Raw genomic sequence first — 17,655 nt, forward strand, 5'->3', positions numbered from 1 at the left:
ATCGGCCTGGTCGAAAACGGTGATGCGCAGCCTGTCGCCGGCATCGAGCATATAGGGCCGGTTGAGCGCCGCATGGAAGGCGGCAGGCGCAGGGTGATAGCTGGAGCATCCGCTGGTGGCAAGAAGCGCCGCGCCGAGAGCAGTCAGGATTATGCGCCCGGAAAATCGCCGAGAAATGTGCTCAGAAACTCGCCCAGAAACTCGCATTGTCTGCACCGCTTGAAACCTCTGTCGCTGCGCCCGGCGTTCTTACATCACATAAAACATGATGGTCACCGTCCGACGCGCTTCCCAGCATCCGTTATCGAATGATTAGGGTTAATGGGGGGTAAAGATATGTCCTGAAAGGTTTAGTTTTTTGAAAAGCAAGCAGTGCGCGCGGAGCCATTAACCTGCCGCTAATCTCTAATAACAATTGCCTAACAGCAGTTTAACCCGATGGTTACCATAAGCGTTTACCCTATGGGGACTACAGCCTCGGCCAAAAAGTCCGGATCGATTTTGGAAAGCACGATGCGTAGCTTTAAAGAGTTAGAGCGTCTTTTGCGCGGCCCATTGGACGCGCGGCACTCTGGTGTGGAGTAGGTTCATGTCTGGCGCAGGCTCCGTCGGGAACGATGTCGATATAGATTTGGGCGCTCTTTTCGCCAGCCTCCGGCGCAACGGATTGTTCATCCTGGGCGGCGCGGCGGTTCTTGCTGCGCTTGCTCTCCTGTTCTGCCTGCTGGCGACGCCGGAATACCAGGCAGAAACCCGGATATTGATCGAAACCCGCGAATCCATCTTCACCCGGCCGAATGGCGAGACGGCGGCCGATCGCCCGGTTATCGATCAGGAGGGGGTCAAGAGCCAGGTGGAAGTCCTGACATCCAGCGATCTGCTGAAGAAAGTCGGCGCCAGGCTCAATCTCGCCGACACGGACGAATTCGGCAAACCATCGCTCCTGTCGCGCGGCCTGATTGCTCTCGGGTTGAAGAAGGATCCTTCACAGATTGCCGGCGACGAAAACATGCTGCGCGAGATGCGCAAGCACCTCCAGGTCTATAATGTTCCCGATTCCCGGGTGATCGTCGTGCAGTTTTCATCCGAGGATCCTTCCTTGGCGGCAAAGGCCTCCAACGCCATCGCCGACGAATACATCGCCCTCCAGCGCGCCGCCAAGCTGCAGTCGACCGACGATGCCACGGGCTGGCTCGAGCCGGAGATTGCCGATCTCAGCAAGCGCGTGAAAGATGCGGAGGCCAAGGTCGCCAATTACCGGGCCTCCTCCGATCTCCTGGTCGGCCAGAACGATTCGACCCTTGCCACCCAGCAACTGTCCGAAACCTCGTCGGAGCTTTCGCGCGTACGCGCCAACAGGGCTGCAAGCGAGGCGAAGGCGGCAAGCATCCGCAGGGCACTCGAGACGGGCGCAGCGCTCGACACATTGCCCGATATCGTCTCGTCGGGGCTGATGCAGCGCCTGCGCGAGCGTCAGATCCAGCTCAATGCCCAAATCGCCGACCTTTCCACGTCGCTTCTGGATGGTCATCCGCGCATCAAGGCCTTGCGCTCGCAACTGGCCGATCTTGACCAGCAGATCCGTGGCGAAGGCCGCAAGATCCTCGAAAGTCTCGAAAACGAGGCCTCCGTCGCCAGGATGCGCGAGACCGAGCTGACCCGCGAATTGAACGGTAAGAAAGCGCAGGCTGCACGCGCCGGCGATGAGGAGGTCGAACTGCGGGCGCTGGAACGCGAAGCCACGGCGCAGCGTGAATTGCTCCAGACCTATCTCACGCGTTATCGCGAAGCGGCATCGCGCACCGACCGCAACTATCTGCCGGTGGACGCCCGCGTGTTTTCACGCGCCGAAACACCGGCAGAGCCTTATTTCCCGAAGACCTGGCCGATCGTCAGCGCGACATTTGTCGCCGGCCTGCTCCTGCTTTCGATCTTCGTGCTGCTGCGGGAGCTGTTCAGCGGCCGCGCCATGCGGCCGGTCGATAATGATCCGCAGGCGCCGGCAAACGAAATCCAGATGCCGGCGGGCAGGGAGGCTGCGTATGCCTCTTCCGCAGCCGCGCTAGCGGACGAAAAGGCAAGCCCGGTTGCGGAAAATCCGGCTCGTCCCGCTCCCTCGGCGGAGACGATCCAACAGATCTATGACAGCTACACCACCATCGGCGAGGATGTTCCGGAAAATCCGCACAGCGTTCACACCGTCGCCTCGCGCCTGATCGAACTTGGCGTATCGCGCGGCCTTGTCGTATCGCCTGAAGGCGACGACGGTTCAGCGGCATCGGTGCATCTGACCCGGGAACTGGCCGACAGGAAGCTGCGCTCCATCCTGATCGACATGACCGGGACCGGCGCGATCAGCAGAGCGATGCTCGACGGCAAGACCGCCGCCGGCATCACCGATCTTCTTGCCTCGGAAAAACAGTTTACGGAAGTCATCCACAGCGATCATTATTCGGATGCGCATGTCATGCCACTCGGCCTTGCCGATCCCGAACGCGCCATGCGCGCCGTCGACAGGCTGCCGATCATACTCGATGCGCTGGAGGCCGCTTATGATATCGTCATCGTCGAATGTGGTCCCTCGACCGCAGACCATGTCAGGAGGCTGACCAGTTCCGCCACGCAGGTCATTTTGAGCGTGGTCGATCCCGACGACAATGCTGTGGCGCTTTCGGCTCTGGATCTGGATGAAAACGGATTTGAGGACGTTCTCATCCTCACCGACGCCGATACGATCTTGCCGACACCGCCATCCGGCGAAGGACATCCGGGTCCGCATGCTGCGCTATGAGTGCTGCGGGCCTCCGGCGCGCAGGCCGCGCAGTTTCTTGGCCACGGCCCAGATCCGGGCGTTCTTCTTGATCGCTGTCGCGACAGCGTTCCGCGCCCGAAATGCGACGGCGTAAGCGCGGCCCCTCAGCGTAAAACCGGTCATGCTGTCATAGAGCGGCTGTTCGATATCGCACCAGTCGCGCTTGTAGGGTTCGTCGCCGATGCCGAAACTGTATATGGCGACGCTTTCCCGGCACGCTTGCATGATGTCTTCGAAGAAGAGGAACTCGCCCGGGCTGGCCGAAACGAGATCGTCCTCAGCGATGCCGCCGAATTCTACCGTCAGATCGCCCATCCAGTAGGATTTTCCAATGATGGCGCGCGAGATGCCGGCCACTTCGAGCGCCTTTATCTGGAAACTGTCGGGTTTCTTGCCCGCCGCCTCCCCAAACAAGGAACGGAAAAATTCACGCACGCCCGCATCGGCAAACACGTCGGTGACGCCGGTTCGCGCGAAGCGCTCGGCCTTCACCGCGAAAAACCGGTCGAGCATTGCGATGGCCTCTGCTGAAGATGAAGCCGTGACGATCCGGTAACCGCCCGCCTCTTCGTAGCGGCGCGCATGCTGGCGATGCTTCTTGCGCTTGCGCTTGGCGTTGCTGCGGTCCAGAACGGCATCGAAGCCGCACGAAAGGGAGGCGGCAAGCACGGGATTTGGATTACCGGATTTGCCGATATGCAGGAGGGGATTGCTCAACCCGTCGAGAACATCGACCTGCCTTGCCAGAAGCAGCGCATCGATATCCGGCCGTGCCTTGTGGATGGCGTGCGCCAGTTCCCGAATATCGCTCCGGCCGATCCTTCCGGCGTGATCACGGGCCAGGACGGGGAAATTGCAATTGGCATGGGTGCCGCCGGGAAACCGCGCCAGCCGGATCGAACCCGACTTCACCACCTCGAGCGGAAGCAGCAGCACCGGCGTTTCCCCGTTGAAAAGCGCCGCGACAAGGCAATCCGCATTGGCGTGGGCATGCCAGTTACGCACCCACGCGACCGATTGGGGGAGACCGGCGACAAGATGATCGGGCGCATCCAGCAGGGGGAGAGCCGTGCTCATGTCGCCGAGGATACGAGGCGATAGGCTACCGGTCATTTCGCACCCTTCCAATTGTCCGCCGAACGCGATTCATAAAAGCAATTGGTGAAGGAATGATCGACGGTTTTGCTCAGCCGTTTTTCTCACGCGGCGGCTTTTCCATCCACCAGATGATCCACATCGCCGGGAGAATCCAGAGAATACCGGTAAACAGAAAATAGAGGAGATGCACCCAGCCGCTCGATTGTCCGAGATGGGCGACCGCTATGATCGTGGCGAGCAGCGCATAGATCGTCACAAGCGCCACGAGCAAAAAGGTTCCGATCAGTTTTTTCAGCCTTACCGGCATCGGCATCTCACTTTCATTTCGCGCTTTCCTAGCGTTTCATGGATGAAAGGAAAAGGGGGAAAGCGGACCAGCGGGAACGCGACGGCGTGTCGCGTAGTGTCTTCTTGTAATGACGGCTGCGATGCGGCACCTATCCGCCCTTAGAGCATGGTCCTGAAAAGTTGTAGACTTTTCGGACAAGATCATGTGGCTAAAAAAGAATGCATGGAGTGATCGGCATGACGGCAACGGCACTGGGCGGCAAACTTGTCTCGATGACGGGGCAGGAGACACGCAACCGGCGCGCGGTGCGCTATTGGCTCTATGCCGTGTTCCTCGTCCTCATCGCCATCGTCATGGTCGGCGGCGCGACGCGCATGACCGGCTCTGGCCTCTCCATCACCGAATGGAAGCCGATCCACGGCGTCATTCCTCCGCTGAACCATGCCGAATGGATCGAGGAATTCGAGAAATACAAGCAGATCCCGCAATATGAGCAGATCAACAAGGGAATGAGCCTTGGCGAATTCAAGGGCATTTTCTGGTGGGAATGGGCGCATCGCTTCCTGGCGCGGGGCGTCGGGTTCCTCGTGGCCATCCCGCTCGCCTTCTTCTGGCTCACCGGACGGCTGGAACGCGGGCTGAAGCCGCGCCTCCTCGGCATATTGGCGCTTGGCGGCCTGCAAGGCGCAATCGGCTGGTGGATGGTCGCTTCCGGCTTGAGCGAACGTGTCAGCGTCAGCCAGTACCGGCTGGCCACGCATCTGACGCTCGCCTGCGTCATCATAACCGCTGTGCTCTATGTGGCGCGCGGGCTGGCGACATATACCGCAAGGCCGGCCGAACGCGGCATCACGCGCTTTGCCGGATGGCTGGTGTTCGCCGTTCTGGTGCAGATCTATCTCGGCGGTCTGGTGGCAGGCCTCCACGCGGGCCTCACCTACAACACCTGGCCGCTGATGGACGGCGCCGTCATCCCGTCCGACCTGTTCATCCAGTCGCCCTGGTGGCGCAACCTCTTCGAGAACCCGAAGACAGTGCAGTTCGTGCACCGCATGTTTGCCTATACCATCCTGGTTCTGGCGGTGCTTCACGCCGTTCAGGCCTGGCGGGACGCCCCGGGTACCACCCATGCGCGCCGCGCGGTTTTGCTGGTGGGGCTGATCCTTGTGCAGGCGGCCATCGGCGTCGCCACGCTTCTGGCGAGCGTGCCGATCCACTGGGGCCTGACGCATCAGGCCTTCGCGCTGGTGGTCCTCGCCTTCGCCGTGGCGCATTGGCGCGCCTGCAAGGGCGCTTACGCGGGATAGGCAGAAAGGCGCAGTTCTCTGAGTGCTGCGGCGATCTTCAACTCACGTGTCTCATCCCCATCATTGCCGTCTTCGCGGTGCCATGCGGCGGAAAGGCAGCCATAGGCGAAGGCATAGTCGAGGATGAACGCCGGATGCCGGTCGATGATGGGCGCGAAGTGCTCCGCCATGCTCCTGGCCCGCGCGAGATCAAGGCAGAGATCGTCCCGGTCGAGCGGATTGTAGAAGATATTGGCCACATCGAACGCCGCATCACCTACGAGACCGTGTGGATCGATCGCCAGCCAGCCGCGCGGGCTCTCGATGATGTTCTCGTGGTGGATGTCGCCATGCAGCGGGATCGGCGTGTGCGGTGTGGCGAGCAGTTGCTTGGCGAGTGACGTGGCTTCCGCATAGAGCGGGCTTTCGCCGGCCACCGCGAACAGCCCGGAAAAATGCCTGTCCAACGGTTGTAAATCGGCAGGGATAGGCGAGGGGGCGGGCGTGTGCAATGCGGCAATCACCTGCCCGAAAATGTCGAGACATTCCGCGTCCTTGCCCTTGTCCAGATGCTTTTCAAGATGATGGCTGCCCGCATATTCGAGCAGCATCGCGGTGCCCTGAAGATCGTAGAGCCGAGCCGCGCCGTGGCCGTCCCGCCAGCGAAGATAATGCGCCCCGCGCATCTCCTCCATTCCGGCGGGCTTCAGCTTCTTGACGACCAGCGGCGTGCCCGGATGTTTCCCGCTCTCTACCTTCCAGACATGGCTCGAATGCGTGTCCGCCAACGGCTCGAACGAGCCGATATTCCATTCAGCGGGAAATACCGGCGTTGCGTCCATCAAGCCTTTCCGAGCATCAGGTTCATGTTCTGGACGGCGGCGCCCGAGGCGCCTTTGCCGAGATTGTCGAGCAGCGCGACAAGATTGACCTGTCCATCGCCTTCCGTGCCGAAGACATAGAGCTTCATGCGATCGCTGCCCGCCAGTTCTTCGGCATCGACGCGAGGAAGCTTGGCGCTCTCCGCCAGCGGCACCACCTCCACGATATCTTGGCCGGCATAATGTTCGGTCAGGACCGCATGCAGCTTTTCGAGCGACGCCGGGCCGTCGAGGCCGCCGAGGAACAGCGGCACCTGCACAATCATGCCCTGCGGGAAGCGGCCGACGCTGGGGCTGAAGATCGGGCGGCGGTCGAGCCGGCCGTGCATCTCCAGTTCCGCAACGTGCTTGTGGCGCAGCGGCAGGCCGTAGAGGAAATTGTTCGCCGCCAGATGATCCGCGTGGTTCTTGTCTTCCATCTGCGCAATCATCTGCTTGCCGCCGCCGGTATAGCCGGAGACGGCGTTGACGCTGACGGGATAGTCGGCGGGAAGCAGGCCCGCATCGCGCAACGGGCGGACGAGCGCGATGGCGCCCGTGGGATAACAGCCGGGATTGGAGACAAGGCGCGCTTCGGCGATCCGCCCGCGTTGTCCCTTGGCGAGTTCCGCAAAACCATAAGCCCAGTCCGGATGGACGCGATGCGCCGTCGATGTATCGATGATGCGTGTCGCATTATGCCCTTCGAGCAGCGATACGGCTTCGCGCGAGGCATCGTCCGGCAGGCAGAGGATGGCGATATCAGCGGCGCGCAAATAATCGGCGCGCATGTCCTTGTTGCGCCGCTCGGCCTCGGGGATCGACAGCACGTCGAGATCGTCGCGGGCCGCAAGCCGTGTCCTGATCTGCAGGCCCGTGGTGCCGTGTTCGCCATCAATGAAGATCTTCGGTTTCATTGTCTTTTGCCTTTAGTCCATATTTTTCAAAATGATGCGGAAATGTTTGGATTCAGTTTCCCAAGCGCTTGAATCGATGCTCGAGGGCTTCATCGTCGCGCTTTTTTCTCCGCAAGCAGACCCAGATAGTACATGGCGATCGTCGCCCCTGCGATTGCCGTTATATCGGCATGATCATAGGCGGGCGCAATCTCGACGACATCGGCGCCGACCACGTCAAGGTCGCCTAGCTGGCGCAGCACCGACAATATCTTGGCCGAGGAGGGCCCTCCGGCAACAGGCGTGCCCGTGCCCGGCGCATAGGCGGGGTCGAGGCAGTCGATGTCGAAGGTCAGATAGACCTTGCGTCCGGCGGTCCGCTGGCGAATCGCCTCGGCTATCGCAGCAGCCGACATGTCCTCGACCTCATGACCGTGGATAAGCTTGATGCCGCAATCCTCGGGCGCATGGGTACGGATGCCGATCTGGATCGAATGGGCGGGATCGATCACGCCGTCCCTCGCGGCGCGACCAACGAAAGAGCCGTGATCAATGCGCTTGCCATCGTCAAACCAGGTATCCTGATGCGCATCGAACTGCACCAGCGCCAGCGGCCCGTATTTGGCTGCATGCGCCCTGAGCAATGGCCAGGTGACGAAATGATCGCCGCCGAGCGACAGCAGGAACGCATCCGATTTCAGGATCTTCGCCGCTTCCCGCTCGATCGTCGCGGGCGTCTTCTGGTGATTACCGTAATCGAGCAGGCAATCGCCATAATCGGTCACTGCCAGATCGGCGAAAAGATCGCGGCTGAAGGGATATTGCGGGTCATTATCGAAAATGGCGGACGCCCGCCGAATCGCCTGCGGCCCGAACCGCGCGCCGGGCCGATTGGACACCGCCGCATCGAAGGGAATGCCCCACACGACCGCATCAGCGCCCGTCAGGTTCTTGGTATAGCGCCGCCGCATGAACGACAACGCCCCCGCATAGGTCGGGTCCGTTGCGGCGCCGGTAAGGCTGCGGGCGGTAAAGGCGTGATCGATGGATTTCGGCGGCATGGGAGTCTTCCTCGAGTCTTAAACGCTGGCAGGACAGAGGGGGGCGAATACCACAATGGTTTCATTCAAAAAGCTTTGGACTGCATACCGTATTCACACGCAACAAAAAAGCGGACCCGAAGGCCCGCTTTTCCAACTCCGTTCTGAAACGCCGATTAGCGCTTGGAGAACTGGAACGAACGACGGGCCTTCGCCTTGCCGTACTTCTTTCGCTCGACCACGCGGCTGTCGCGGGTCAGGAAGCCACCCTTCTTGAGAACCGCGCGCAAGGCGGGCTCGTAATAGGTCAGCGCCTTGGAGATGCCGTGACGCACTGCGCCGGCCTGGCCGGAGAGGCCGCCGCCTGCAACGGTGGCAATCACGTCATACTGACCTGCGCGATTGGCCGCGATGACCGGCTGCTGCAGGATCATCTGCAGCACCGGGCGTGCGAAATACGCGCCGAATTCCTTGTCGTTGACGATGATCTTGCCCGAGCCGGGCTTGATCCAGACGCGGGCGACCGCATCCTTGCGCTTGCCGGTCGCATAGGCGCGGCCATGGGCGTCGAGCTTCTGGACGTGAACCGGTGCGGCTGCTTCGGCCTTCGCAGTGCCTGCGACATTGCCGAGTTCTTCGAGCGAGTTGAGCTGCTCAGCCATGATTATGCGATCCTTTTGTTCTTGCGGTTCAGCGAGCCGATATCGAGGACTTCAGGCTGCTGAGCTTCGTGCGGATGCTCGGCGCCGGCATAGACACGCAGGTTCTTCATCTGGCGGCGGCCGAGAGGTCCGCGCGGAATCATGCGCTCAATGGCCTTTTCGACGACGCGCTCCGGGAAACGGCCTTCGAGGATCTGGCGCGCAGTGCGCTCCTTGATGCCGCCGGGATAGCCGGTATGCCAGTAATAAACCTTGTCGGTGAACTTCTTGCCGGTCAGGGCGATCTTGCCTGCATTGATGATGATGACATTGTCGCCATCATCGACATGCGGGGTGAAGGTGACTTTATGCTTGCCGCGCAGGCGATTGGCGACGATCGAGGCGAGACGGCCGACGACGAGACCCTCGGCGTCGATCAGCACCCACTTCTTCACCACTTCTGCCGGCTTCTGGGAGAAGGTTGTCATGAATTTGATCCTTGAATATCCTTCACTGGGAAGGCATTTTTTGTTGCTTGCGTTGTTCCTCGGCCAAAGCCGTGGGGGAACAACAAAGGATGCGCAAAGCCGAAACTTTCCGCATCCGTGCGGCCAGATACACGCATGTCGGCATTGCGTCAAGCGCTTATTTACAAGGGTGCGTGAAATAAATCAATGAAAACAATGTGTTGGAAATTTGGTATTATAATACCGTATCGAATTGGCCCTTAATAGGTGGAATGGAGTAGGTGGCTGTCGCATGCGCCAGCAATTCACCGTCGGCAGAGCTGATCATCGATATCTCCACCACGGCCAGACGCTTGCCCAGTTTGAGGATGCGGCAGACGGCATCGATCCGGTCCGACGATGGCTTGCGCAGGAAATTGATGTTGAGGTTCGTCGTCACCGCCAATGCCACCGGTCCGATATGGGCGAGGATCGCCACATAGGCAGTGATATCGGCAAGGGCAAAGAGACTGGGTCCTGAAACCGTGCCGCCGGGACGCAAGTGCCGTTCATCCGCCTCAAGCCGCATCGATGCCATGCCTTCGCCGACCGCCAGAATCGAAAAGGTGGGACGACCGGGCGGGCTTCCTGCATTGACCTGCGGAAACTCTCGTTCGATGAAGCGGTTCAACTCCTCGATGTCCATCACTGGTGCAAGTTTGCGAAGCGGCCTGTGATCCATATATCCTCCGGATATCCCTATCGTTGGCGTAATCATCGATAAACGCCAGCAAGAATGCCAGCAAGAGATGGAAGGCGCGTGAGAAAATGACTTACTCCGACGAATACATTCTCGATATCCTCCGCTCGGTGAAGACCATCGCGCTGGTCGGCGCATCGCCGAAGGAGATACGTCCGAGCTTTTCGGTCATGGCTTTTCTCCTGGCGCGAGGCTACCGCGTCATCCCGGTCAATCCAGGACATGTGGGCAAGGAGATCCAGGGGCAGAAGACCTATGCCCGCCTTGCCGATATCGGGGAGGGGATCGACATGGTGGATGTCTTCCGCGCATCGGAGGCGCTGCCGGGGATTGTCGAGGAAATGCTGGCGCTCGAACCGCTGCCGAAAGTGCTGTGGACGCAGCTCGACGTTCGCGACGACAAAGCCGCGGCGCGTGCCGCCGAGGCGGGGATCAAGGTCGTGATGGACCGCTGCCCGGCGATCGAATATCCCAGGCTCATCAGCTGAGGCGCTGGGATTCCTGCGGTTGCGGGGCCTGTATTTCTTCCTCCCTCACGTTTTCTGGAATGAATTGCTTTGATTTCGGAAAAGCGCTGGCCATAGTGTGCCGAAGAACAGGCAGAAGCCTATCAAGGAGGAACTATGGTCAGACGCACCCCAGGAATCGAAACCCTTGCCGTTCACGCCGGAGCCAAGCCGGATCCGACGACCGGCGCGCGGGCCACGCCCATCTACCAGACCACATCCTTCGTCTTCGAGGATGCCGATCACGCGGCAGCGCTTTTCGGCCTGCAGGCCTTCGGCAATATCTATACCCGCATCACCAATCCGACGACTGCGGTGCTGGAGGAGCGAATCGCGGCGCTGGAAGGCGGCACTGCGGCGCTGGCGACTGCTTCCGGCCATGCGGCCCAACTGCTGATCTTCCACACGCTGATGCAGCCGGGCGATAATTTCGTCGCGGCCAACAAACTTTACGGCGGCTCGATGAACCAGTTCGGCCAGGCCTTCAAGTCGTTCGGCTGGCAGGTGCGTTGGGCCGATACCGACGACCCCGCGTCCTTCGAAGCCCAAATCGACGAGCGCACCCGGGCCATCTTCGTCGAAAGCATCGCCAATCCCGGCGGCATCGTCGTTGATATCGAGGCGCTGGCGGCTGTCGCGCGCAAGCATGGCCTGCCGCTTATCGTCGACAACACGCTGGCCTCTCCCTATCTCATCCGCCCCATTGAGCATGGCGCCGATATCGTCGTCCATTCGCTGACCAAGTTCATCGGCGGCCACGGTAATTCCATGGGCGGCATCATTGTCGATGGCGGCACGTTCGACTGGTCGAAATCGGGCAATTATCCGCTTCTCTCCGAGCCGCGCCCGGAATATGCGGGAATGGTGCTGCACCAGACCTTCGGCAATATAGCCTTCGCCATCGCCGCCCGCGTCCTCGGGCTGCGCGATCTCGGACCGGCGATTTCGCCATTCAACGCCTTCCAGCTTCTGACCGGCGTGGAGACACTGCCATTGCGCATGCAGCGCCATTGCGACAATGCGCTTGTCGTCGCAAGCTGGCTTGAGAAGCATGAAAAAATCGCCTGGGTCAGCTATTCCGGCCTGCCCACGGACAAATATCACGCGCTGCAGCAGAAATATTCGCCCAAGGGCGGCGGCGCGGTGCTGACCTTCGGCTTGAAGGGCGGCTATGACGCCGGCGTCAAGCTCGTCGGCAGCCTCGAACTTTTCTCGCACCTCGCCAATATCGGCGATACGCGCTCGCTCGTCATCCACCCTGCCTCGACGACGCACCGCCAGCTCACCGACGAACAGAAGATCGCGGCGGGGGCGGGGCCCGATGTGGTCCGCCTTTCCATCGGCATCGAGGACGCCAACGATATCGTCGCCGATCTCGAACAGGCGCTGGCGAAGGTGGGCTGAACGTGGCCGCACACCCGCTCTTTCTCCCGATCGATATGAACAACACAGGCGCGGCGGAGGAGGGTGCTCCTCCCGCCGACCGCGTTCTCTCCGGCAATCCGAAATTCCGCACATGGAACTTGGAGGAGGCCGAAGGCGGCCTCTATGCCGGCATATGGGAGGCGACGCCGGGCAAATGGCGCATCCAGTACGACGAATGGGAATTCTGCCACATCCTCTCGGGCGTCTCGATCATTACGGAGGAAGACGGCCCGGCGGTCACGCTCCGCGCCGGCGACAGCTTCATCCTGCGCCCTGGCTTCAAGGGAACGTGGCAAGTTCTTGAAACGACTCGCAAGGAATATGTGATTCGGCTCTAACGGGCCGTCCGGCGATGCGGTTGAACAACGTGCATAAGCCCATCGCGGACGTTGACGCCGGGAACCGGCAGCCACGCCATCGTGACGGAGAGGCGCCGCAACAGTCCGGGTAGCTTCGCCGCTCCGGGAGTTTCTGTCCGGCGCGCGCGCGCCGTGTTTCGCTAAGTGTTTTGAAAAAATGGTGGGCGATGACAGGCTCGAACTGCCGACATCTTCGGTGTAAACGAAGCGCTCTACCAACTGAGCTAATCGCCCGACTGCCCTGTAAGCAGCGTGTGTTCGCAGCGTTTAGGCAATTCGTGCGACAAGTGCAAGAGGCAAGTGCGGCAGGATGGCAAATCCGTTGAGGGAAATGGGGCGGCCTGCCCATTTTCGATTCGATACCTATGACCTTCATCGGCGCCGGGCGGAGAGATGGCGATACATCCCTTGAGCCGATTCATGCGTTCCACCCGGTCGCGCGAGTTGGGATGCCCATGTTTCCGGGCGTCCAAAACTTTCTTCAAAATTTCCGCATGAAGATCGTTGACAGGTGTCGGCGAACCCCTTAAACGACCGCTCACGCCGGACGAAACGCCGGCCGGAAAATGCGCGGGTGTAGCTCAGTTGGTTAGAGTGCCGGCCTGTCACGCCGGAGGTCGCGGGTTCGAGCCCCGTCACTCGCGCCACTTTTCATGCTTAGGAAAAGTGGCGCTTCCCCTCTTCAAATCGCCTCCCTCTTTTGCTTCCGAGTTCTGATATCACACGGATGTGTCTCTATATGTGACGCATGGGTCCGGTGAGCATCACGAACATTTGAAACGTAAATTTACGTGCAGAAACATTTGTTCGGCTGTGGTCCTTCCGCCTCGGCGCAGGCATTCGTTTGACCCGGGCGCTTACATGTTCGAATTCCGGTGTTTTTATGAGCCGTGGGTGGTAGTGTTGCCGCATCCCTTATCCTATATGCACTCAGGGATGCGGGCGTGCAGGTGTCTCGGGCCGCATATCGTTAAGGATGGGGCAAAAAAGTCCACGGCTGATTGCCTGTCTATGGGCTTGCGCCATGGACGGCTCTGCGCTAACCCTCGCCGCAATCACGCTTAGTTTCGCACGGCATGCCTTTTGAAGCTGCTCGGGTGAGGGCCTGTACAGGTGCAATGTGTCGCATGTTCGTGGCCGGCAAAAGGCTTATGACAGGCGAAACAGCCTCGTTTCAAAAGGCGGAAAAGGATCATGAACGAACTTTTGAGTTCCTACCTGCCCATCGTCATTTTCGTTGGCGTTGCGCTGGTGATCGGTCTGGCGCTGCTTGTCGCCCCCTTCCTTGTTGCCTACCGGCAGCCGGACCCTGAAAAATTGTCGGCCTATGAGTGCGGGTTCAACGCCTTCGACGACGCGCGCATGAAGTTCGATATCCGGTTTTATCTGGTGTCGATTCTCTTCATCATCTTTGATCTCGAAGTCGCTTTCCTGTTCCCCTGGGCCGTATCCTTCGGTTCCATAGGCTGGTTCGGTTTCTGGTCGATGATGGTGTTCCTTGCCGTGCTGACCATCGGCTTCGTCTATGAATGGAAAAAAGGAGCGCTGGAATGGGATTGACCGATAGCAGTGCCACGCTCGTCGCGCCGCGCCCCAAGGGAATCATCGATCCCAACACGGGCAAGCCGATCGGTTCGGACGATGCCTTCTTCGGCGAGTTGAACAATGAGTTGTCCGACAAGGGTTTTCTTGTCACCTCGTCGGACGCGCTGGTCACCTGGGCGCGTTCCGGTTCGCTGATGTGGATGACCTTCGGCCTCGCCTGCTGCGCGGTGGAGATGATGCACATTTCCATGCCGCGCTACGATGCCGAGCGCTTCGGCATCGCGCCGCGCGCCTCGCCGCGCCAGTCCGACGTCATGATCGTCGCCGGCACGCTGACCAACAAGATGGCGCCGGCGCTGCGCAAGGTCTATGACCAGATGCCCGAGCCGCGCTACGTCATCTCCATGGGTTCGTGCGCCAATGGCGGCGGCTATTATCATTATTCCTATTCGGTGGTGCGCGGCTGCGACCGCGTCGTGCCGGTGGATATCTACGTGCCCGGTTGCCCGCCCACGGCGGAAGCGCTGCTTTACGGCATTCTTCTCCTGCAGAAGAAGATCCGCCGTACCGGCACGATCGAGCGATAGGAGAGGCTGCATGAACGAGGAAGCCCTCGGCGATCTCAAGCTCTATCTGGAGGAGCGTCTCGGCAGCGGTATCGACGATATCGCGCTGAGCTTTGGTGAACTGGTGCTGACGGTGCCGGTCGACAAGCTGATCACCACTCTGACATTCCTGCGCGACGACGTTCAGTGCCAGTTCGTGGCGTTCATCGATATTTGCGGCGTCGATTATCCCTCGCGCGCCCGGCGGTTCGATGTCGTCTATCATCTCCTGTCGCCGCGCCAGAATTTGCGTGTCCGCATCAAGGTCGAGACCGACGAGGACACGCCTGTTCCTTCAGCGACATCGGTCTATCCGGGCGCTGACTGGTTTGAGCGCGAAGCCTACGACATGTACGGCATCCTGTTTTCCGGCCACCCCGATCTGCGCCGCATCCTCACGGATTACGGCTTCGAGGGGCATCCGCTGCGCAAGGACTTCCCGCTCACTGGCTTCGTGGAAGTGCGCTATGACGACGAGTTGAAGCGCGTCGTCTACCAACCGGTCGAACTGCGGCAGGAATTCCGCAACTTCGATTTTCTCTCTCCGTGGGAGGGAACGGATTACGTTCTGCCCGGCGATGAAAAAGCCAAGGCGAACTGAGGCGACAAAGAATGGCTGAGACACAGGTCCGCAACTTCAACATCAATTTCGGCCCGCAGCATCCGGCCGCGCACGGCGTTCTGCGCCTGGTGCTGGAACTGGACGGCGAGGTGGTCGCGCGCGTCGATCCGCATATCGGCCTGCTGCATCGCGGCACCGAAAAGCTGATGGAGGCCAAGACCTACCTGCAGGCGGTGCCCTATCTCGACCGTCTCGATTACGTTGCGCCGATGAACCAGGAACATGCCTATGCGATCGCTGTCGAGCGGTTGCTCGGCATTGAGGTGCCCAGGCGCGGCCAGGTGATCCGCGTTCTCTTCTCCGAGATCGGCCGCATTCTCAACCATCTTCTCAACGTCACTACGCAAGCCATGGACGTGGGCGCGCTTACCCCGCCGCTCTGGGGCTTCGAGGAGCGCGAGAAACTGATGGTCTTCTACGAGCGTGCCTCGGGTGCACGCATGCATGCGGCCTATTTCCGCCCGGGCGGCGTACATCAGGATATTCCGCAGAAGCTGGTCGAGGATATCGGCAAGTGGATTGATCCGTTCCTGAATACGTTGAAGGATCTTGACGACCTCATCACCCCCAACCGCATTTTCAAGCAGCGTAACGTCGATATCGGCGTGGTCACGCTGGAAGAGGCTTGGGCCTGGGGTTTCTCCGGCGTGATGGTTCGCGGTTCCGGCGCGGCATGGGATCTGCGCAAGTCGCAGCCCTATGAATGCTACCCGGAAATGGAATTCGACATCCCCGTCGGCAAGAATGGCGATTGCTACGACCGCTATCTGATCCGCATGGAAGAGATGCGCCAGTCGGTTCGCATCATGCGCCAATGCGTCGATCTGCTTCTGGGCAAGGATTCGACCGGTCCGGTCGCCAATTCGGACCATAAGATCGTGCCGCCGAAGCGCGGCGAGATGAAACGTTCGATGGAAGCGCTCATCCAGCACTTCAAGCTCTATACCGAGGGCTACCGCGTGCCCGAAGGCGAGGTCTATGCATCCGTCGAGGCGCCGAAAGGCGAATTCGGCGTCTATCTCGTCTCCGACGGCACCAACAAGCCCTATCGCTGCAAGTTCCGCGCGCCGGGCTTTGCTCATCTCCAGGCCATGGATTTCATGTGCCGTGGCCATATGCTTGCCGACGTATCCGCAATCCTCGGCTCGCTCGATATCGTGTTTGGTGAGGTTGATCGCTGATGTCCGTTCGCCGTCTCGCAGATGATTCCGTTCAGCCGCTTGCCTTCTCGTTCAATCGCGCAAACAGCGTGTGGGCCGAGCAGGTCATCAGGAAATATCCGGAAGGACGTCAGCAATCGGCTGTCATTCCGCTCCTGATGCGTGCGCAGGAGCAGGAAGGCTGGGTCACCCGCGCAGCCATCGAGTATGTTGCGCAGATGCTCGACATGCCGCTGATCCGCGTTCTGGAGGTTGCGACCTTCTATACGCAGTTCCAGTTGAAGCCGGTCGGCACCCGCGCCCATATCCAGCTCTGCGGCACGACGCCCTGCATGCTGCGCGGCGCGGAAGAGCTGAAGAAGGTCTGTCAGCACAAGATCAATCATGAGCCGTTCGAGACCAACGCGGACGGAACGCTGTCGTGGGAAGAGGTCGAGTGCCTTGGCGCCTGCGTCAACGCTCCCATGGTCATGATTTTCAAGGATACCTATGAGGATCTGACGCCTGAGCGTCTTGAGGAGATTATCGATGCCTTCGAGGCGGGCAGGGGCGACGAAGTGAAGCCCGGTCCGCAGATCGATCGCGTCTTCTCGGCGCCGGCCGGCGGCCTGACGTCGCTGAACGACAATGTTGCAGTGAAGCCGAAGGCTGCAAAAAACGGTCAAAGGGTAGCGGCTGCCGACGCCGATCTGCCGCCGTCGGAGGCCGCAAGGCCCAAGACCCATTCCGCAGAGACCAGCGAAGCGATCAAGTCGCCATCGTCCGTCAAGGTGAGCAAGGCAGCCGAGGACAAGGCGTCCACGTCCCCCGCGCCAGGCTTTTCGCAGGATGACAAGTATCGTCCGGTGGGCGCTGTCGGCGCTGCCCAGGATGCATCCGACGCCGATCTGACGCCGTCACGGGGCAAAATGAGCAAGGCTGCCGGGAGCAGGACCTCTTCCGCGCCGGGTCGCTCGCTGGACGACAAGGACCGTCCAGTCGGCATAGAGAGGCCGGCTGAGGTTGACGATCTGAAGCTGATCTCAGGCGTCGGCCCCAAGATCGAGGGCATCCTGCACGAGCTCGGCATCTACACCTACGCGCAGGTCGCCGCGTGGAAGAAGCCTGAGCGCGACTGGGTCGATGGCTATCTCAAGTTCAAGGGCCGGATCGAGCGCGAGGACTGGGTGAAGCAGGCCAAGGCCTTGGCCAAGGGCGGCGTCGCCGAATATGTCAGGGTTTTCGGCAAGAAGCCGGTATAAGCATTTACAGCCAAGCGGTATCGCTTGCGATGGGAAACGATGCGGCGTTCGCAATGATGAAACG

At 60.4% G+C, this 17,655-nt stretch carries 18 protein-coding genes, 2 tRNA genes and 1 pseudogene; 11 read left to right on the plus strand and 10 right to left on the minus strand.

All coding sequences use genetic code 11. From position 1 onward, the window contains the following. A pseudogene (locus DUT91_RS20545) lies at positions 1-207 on the minus strand (hypothetical protein); the annotation flags it as partial. A gap of 382 nt (positions 208-589) precedes the next feature. On the opposite strand from DUT91_RS20545, the gene DUT91_RS20550 reads away from it, so the two are divergent. Next, positions 590-2,791, plus strand: coding sequence for a GumC family protein (locus tag DUT91_RS20550; RefSeq protein ID WP_114442363.1), 2,202 nt, complete (start codon positions 590-592; stop codon positions 2,789-2,791). Here the strand turns inward: DUT91_RS20550 and DUT91_RS20555 are convergent. Together DUT91_RS20555 and DUT91_RS20560 are read right to left on the minus strand one after the other, a co-directional pair. After that, positions 2,786-3,925 (minus strand): GNAT family N-acetyltransferase, encoded by a 1,140-nt coding sequence (locus tag DUT91_RS20555; RefSeq protein ID WP_114442364.1) that lies wholly within the window; start codon positions 3,923-3,925, stop codon positions 2,786-2,788. The two genes, DUT91_RS20550 and DUT91_RS20555, sit on opposite strands and share 6 nt — an antisense overlap. Before the next feature lie 73 nt (positions 3,926-3,998). Continuing rightward, a complete protein-coding gene (locus DUT91_RS20560; RefSeq protein WP_114442421.1) occupies positions 3,999-4,217 on the minus strand; it encodes a DUF2842 domain-containing protein in 219 nt (72 codons plus the stop codon). A 218-nt stretch (positions 4,218-4,435) separates the two neighbouring features. Here DUT91_RS20560 and DUT91_RS20565 point away from each other — a divergent pair, with 218 nt between their 5' ends. Further along, positions 4,436-5,506, plus strand: a complete 1,071-nt coding sequence (locus tag DUT91_RS20565; protein ID WP_114442422.1) for a COX15/CtaA family protein — start codon at positions 4,436-4,438, stop codon at positions 5,504-5,506. Here the strand turns inward: DUT91_RS20565 and DUT91_RS20570 are convergent. From DUT91_RS20570 to DUT91_RS20595, 6 genes are all read right to left on the minus strand, one after another. Continuing rightward, complete coding sequence (locus DUT91_RS20570) at positions 5,494-6,327, minus strand: aminoglycoside phosphotransferase family protein (protein ID WP_114442365.1); 834 nt, start codon at positions 6,325-6,327, stop codon at positions 5,494-5,496. The two genes, DUT91_RS20565 and DUT91_RS20570, sit on opposite strands and share 13 nt — an antisense overlap. Beyond that, a complete protein-coding gene (gene argC / locus DUT91_RS20575; protein ID WP_114442366.1) occupies positions 6,327-7,262 on the minus strand; it encodes an N-acetyl-gamma-glutamyl-phosphate reductase in 936 nt (311 codons plus the stop codon). The genes DUT91_RS20570 and argC overlap by 1 nt, the downstream gene beginning before the upstream one ends. 89 nt (positions 7,263-7,351) lie before the next feature. Next, positions 7,352-8,302, minus strand: a complete 951-nt coding sequence (gene speB / locus DUT91_RS20580) for an agmatinase (protein ID WP_114442367.1) — start codon at positions 8,300-8,302, stop codon at positions 7,352-7,354. Positions 8,303-8,457: 155 nt separating this feature from the next. After that, the gene (gene rpsI / locus DUT91_RS20585) at positions 8,458-8,943 is read right to left on the minus strand and encodes a 30S ribosomal protein S9 (RefSeq protein WP_114442368.1); all 486 of its coding nucleotides are present in this window, start codon (positions 8,941-8,943) and stop codon (positions 8,458-8,460) included. Positions 8,944-8,945: 2 nt separating this feature from the next. Then, positions 8,946-9,410 (minus strand): 50S ribosomal protein L13, encoded by a 465-nt coding sequence (gene rplM / locus DUT91_RS20590; RefSeq protein WP_114442369.1) that lies wholly within the window; start codon positions 9,408-9,410, stop codon positions 8,946-8,948. Between the two features lie 214 nt (positions 9,411-9,624). Further along, positions 9,625-10,110, minus strand: coding sequence for a PaaI family thioesterase (locus DUT91_RS20595; RefSeq protein ID WP_245419852.1), 486 nt, complete (start codon positions 10,108-10,110; stop codon positions 9,625-9,627). A gap of 86 nt (positions 10,111-10,196) precedes the next feature. Between DUT91_RS20595 and DUT91_RS20600 the strand changes: the two genes are divergently transcribed. The 3 genes from DUT91_RS20600 (at position 10,197) to DUT91_RS20610 (ending at position 12,397) form a co-directional block, all read left to right on the plus strand. Further along, complete coding sequence (locus DUT91_RS20600; protein WP_114442370.1) at positions 10,197-10,616, plus strand: CoA-binding protein; 420 nt, start codon at positions 10,197-10,199, stop codon at positions 10,614-10,616. Between the two features lie 135 nt (positions 10,617-10,751). After that, complete coding sequence (locus tag DUT91_RS20605) at positions 10,752-12,038, plus strand: O-acetylhomoserine aminocarboxypropyltransferase (protein ID WP_114442371.1); 1,287 nt, start codon at positions 10,752-10,754, stop codon at positions 12,036-12,038. Between the two features lie 35 nt (positions 12,039-12,073). Then, positions 12,074-12,397 carry a cupin domain-containing protein gene (locus DUT91_RS20610; protein ID WP_114442424.1) on the plus strand — a complete coding sequence of 108 codons (324 nt, stop codon included), beginning with the start codon at positions 12,074-12,076 and terminating at the stop codon, positions 12,395-12,397. A gap of 179 nt (positions 12,398-12,576) precedes the next feature. Here the strand turns inward: DUT91_RS20610 and DUT91_RS20615 are convergent. Further along, positions 12,577-12,652 (minus strand) — tRNA-Val (locus DUT91_RS20615). Between the two features lie 336 nt (positions 12,653-12,988). On the opposite strand from DUT91_RS20615, the gene DUT91_RS20620 reads away from it, so the two are divergent. From DUT91_RS20620 to DUT91_RS20645, 6 genes are all read left to right on the plus strand, one after another. Continuing rightward, positions 12,989-13,065 (plus strand) — tRNA-Asp (locus tag DUT91_RS20620). Between the two features lie 547 nt (positions 13,066-13,612). Next, the gene (locus tag DUT91_RS20625; protein WP_114442372.1) at positions 13,613-13,978 is read left to right on the plus strand and encodes an NADH-quinone oxidoreductase subunit A; all 366 of its coding nucleotides are present in this window, start codon (positions 13,613-13,615) and stop codon (positions 13,976-13,978) included. Then, positions 13,969-14,550 carry a NuoB/complex I 20 kDa subunit family protein gene (locus DUT91_RS20630; RefSeq protein ID WP_114442373.1) on the plus strand — a complete coding sequence of 194 codons (582 nt, stop codon included), beginning with the start codon at positions 13,969-13,971 and terminating at the stop codon, positions 14,548-14,550. Before DUT91_RS20625 ends, DUT91_RS20630 begins: the two co-directional genes overlap by 10 nt. Before the next feature lie 10 nt (positions 14,551-14,560). After that, the gene (locus DUT91_RS20635; protein WP_114442374.1) at positions 14,561-15,169 is read left to right on the plus strand and encodes an NADH-quinone oxidoreductase subunit C; all 609 of its coding nucleotides are present in this window, start codon (positions 14,561-14,563) and stop codon (positions 15,167-15,169) included. A gap of 11 nt (positions 15,170-15,180) precedes the next feature. Next, positions 15,181-16,371 (plus strand): NADH-quinone oxidoreductase subunit D, encoded by a 1,191-nt coding sequence (locus DUT91_RS20640; RefSeq protein WP_114442375.1) that lies wholly within the window; start codon positions 15,181-15,183, stop codon positions 16,369-16,371. After that, the gene (locus tag DUT91_RS20645) at positions 16,371-17,591 is read left to right on the plus strand and encodes an NADH-quinone oxidoreductase subunit E (RefSeq protein WP_114442376.1); all 1,221 of its coding nucleotides are present in this window, start codon (positions 16,371-16,373) and stop codon (positions 17,589-17,591) included. The genes DUT91_RS20640 and DUT91_RS20645 overlap by 1 nt, the downstream gene beginning before the upstream one ends. Positions 17,592-17,655: the final 64 nt, after the last annotated feature.

The sequence above is a fragment of the Paramesorhizobium salinisoli genome (genome assembly GCF_003335045.1).
GTDB lineage: Bacteria > Pseudomonadota > Alphaproteobacteria > Rhizobiales > Rhizobiaceae > Paramesorhizobium > Paramesorhizobium salinisoli.

What these genes read in the sequence shown, in the direction of transcription:
- DUT91_RS20550 (WP_114442363.1), top strand. Translation starts at nt 590, where the DNA reads ATGTCTGGCGCAGGCTCCGTCGGGAACGATGTCGATATAGATTTGGGC.
- DUT91_RS20555 (WP_114442364.1), bottom strand. Translation starts at nt 3,925, where the DNA reads ATGACCGGTAGCCTATCGCCTCGTATCCTCGGCGACATGAGCACGGCT.
- DUT91_RS20560 (WP_114442421.1), bottom strand. Translation starts at nt 4,217, where the DNA reads ATGCCGGTAAGGCTGAAAAAACTGATCGGAACCTTTTTGCTCGTGGCG.
- DUT91_RS20565 (WP_114442422.1), top strand. Translation starts at nt 4,436, where the DNA reads ATGACGGCAACGGCACTGGGCGGCAAACTTGTCTCGATGACGGGGCAG.
- DUT91_RS20570 (WP_114442365.1), bottom strand. Translation starts at nt 6,327, where the DNA reads ATGGACGCAACGCCGGTATTTCCCGCTGAATGGAATATCGGCTCGTTC.
- argC (WP_114442366.1), bottom strand. Translation starts at nt 7,262, where the DNA reads ATGAAACCGAAGATCTTCATTGATGGCGAACACGGCACCACGGGCCTG.
- speB (WP_114442367.1), bottom strand. Translation starts at nt 8,302, where the DNA reads ATGCCGCCGAAATCCATCGATCACGCCTTTACCGCCCGCAGCCTTACC.
- rpsI (WP_114442368.1), bottom strand. Translation starts at nt 8,943, where the DNA reads ATGGCTGAGCAGCTCAACTCGCTCGAAGAACTCGGCAATGTCGCAGGC.
- rplM (WP_114442369.1), bottom strand. Translation starts at nt 9,410, where the DNA reads ATGACAACCTTCTCCCAGAAGCCGGCAGAAGTGGTGAAGAAGTGGGTG.
- DUT91_RS20595 (WP_245419852.1), bottom strand. Translation starts at nt 10,110, where the DNA reads ATGGATCACAGGCCGCTTCGCAAACTTGCACCAGTGATGGACATCGAG.
- DUT91_RS20600 (WP_114442370.1), top strand. Translation starts at nt 10,197, where the DNA reads ATGACTTACTCCGACGAATACATTCTCGATATCCTCCGCTCGGTGAAG.
- DUT91_RS20605 (WP_114442371.1), top strand. Translation starts at nt 10,752, where the DNA reads ATGGTCAGACGCACCCCAGGAATCGAAACCCTTGCCGTTCACGCCGGA.
- DUT91_RS20610 (WP_114442424.1), top strand. Translation starts at nt 12,074, where the DNA reads ATGAACAACACAGGCGCGGCGGAGGAGGGTGCTCCTCCCGCCGACCGC.
- DUT91_RS20625 (WP_114442372.1), top strand. Translation starts at nt 13,613, where the DNA reads ATGAACGAACTTTTGAGTTCCTACCTGCCCATCGTCATTTTCGTTGGC.
- DUT91_RS20630 (WP_114442373.1), top strand. Translation starts at nt 13,969, where the DNA reads ATGGGATTGACCGATAGCAGTGCCACGCTCGTCGCGCCGCGCCCCAAG.
- DUT91_RS20635 (WP_114442374.1), top strand. Translation starts at nt 14,561, where the DNA reads ATGAACGAGGAAGCCCTCGGCGATCTCAAGCTCTATCTGGAGGAGCGT.
- DUT91_RS20640 (WP_114442375.1), top strand. Translation starts at nt 15,181, where the DNA reads ATGGCTGAGACACAGGTCCGCAACTTCAACATCAATTTCGGCCCGCAG.
- DUT91_RS20645 (WP_114442376.1), top strand. Translation starts at nt 16,371, where the DNA reads ATGTCCGTTCGCCGTCTCGCAGATGATTCCGTTCAGCCGCTTGCCTTC.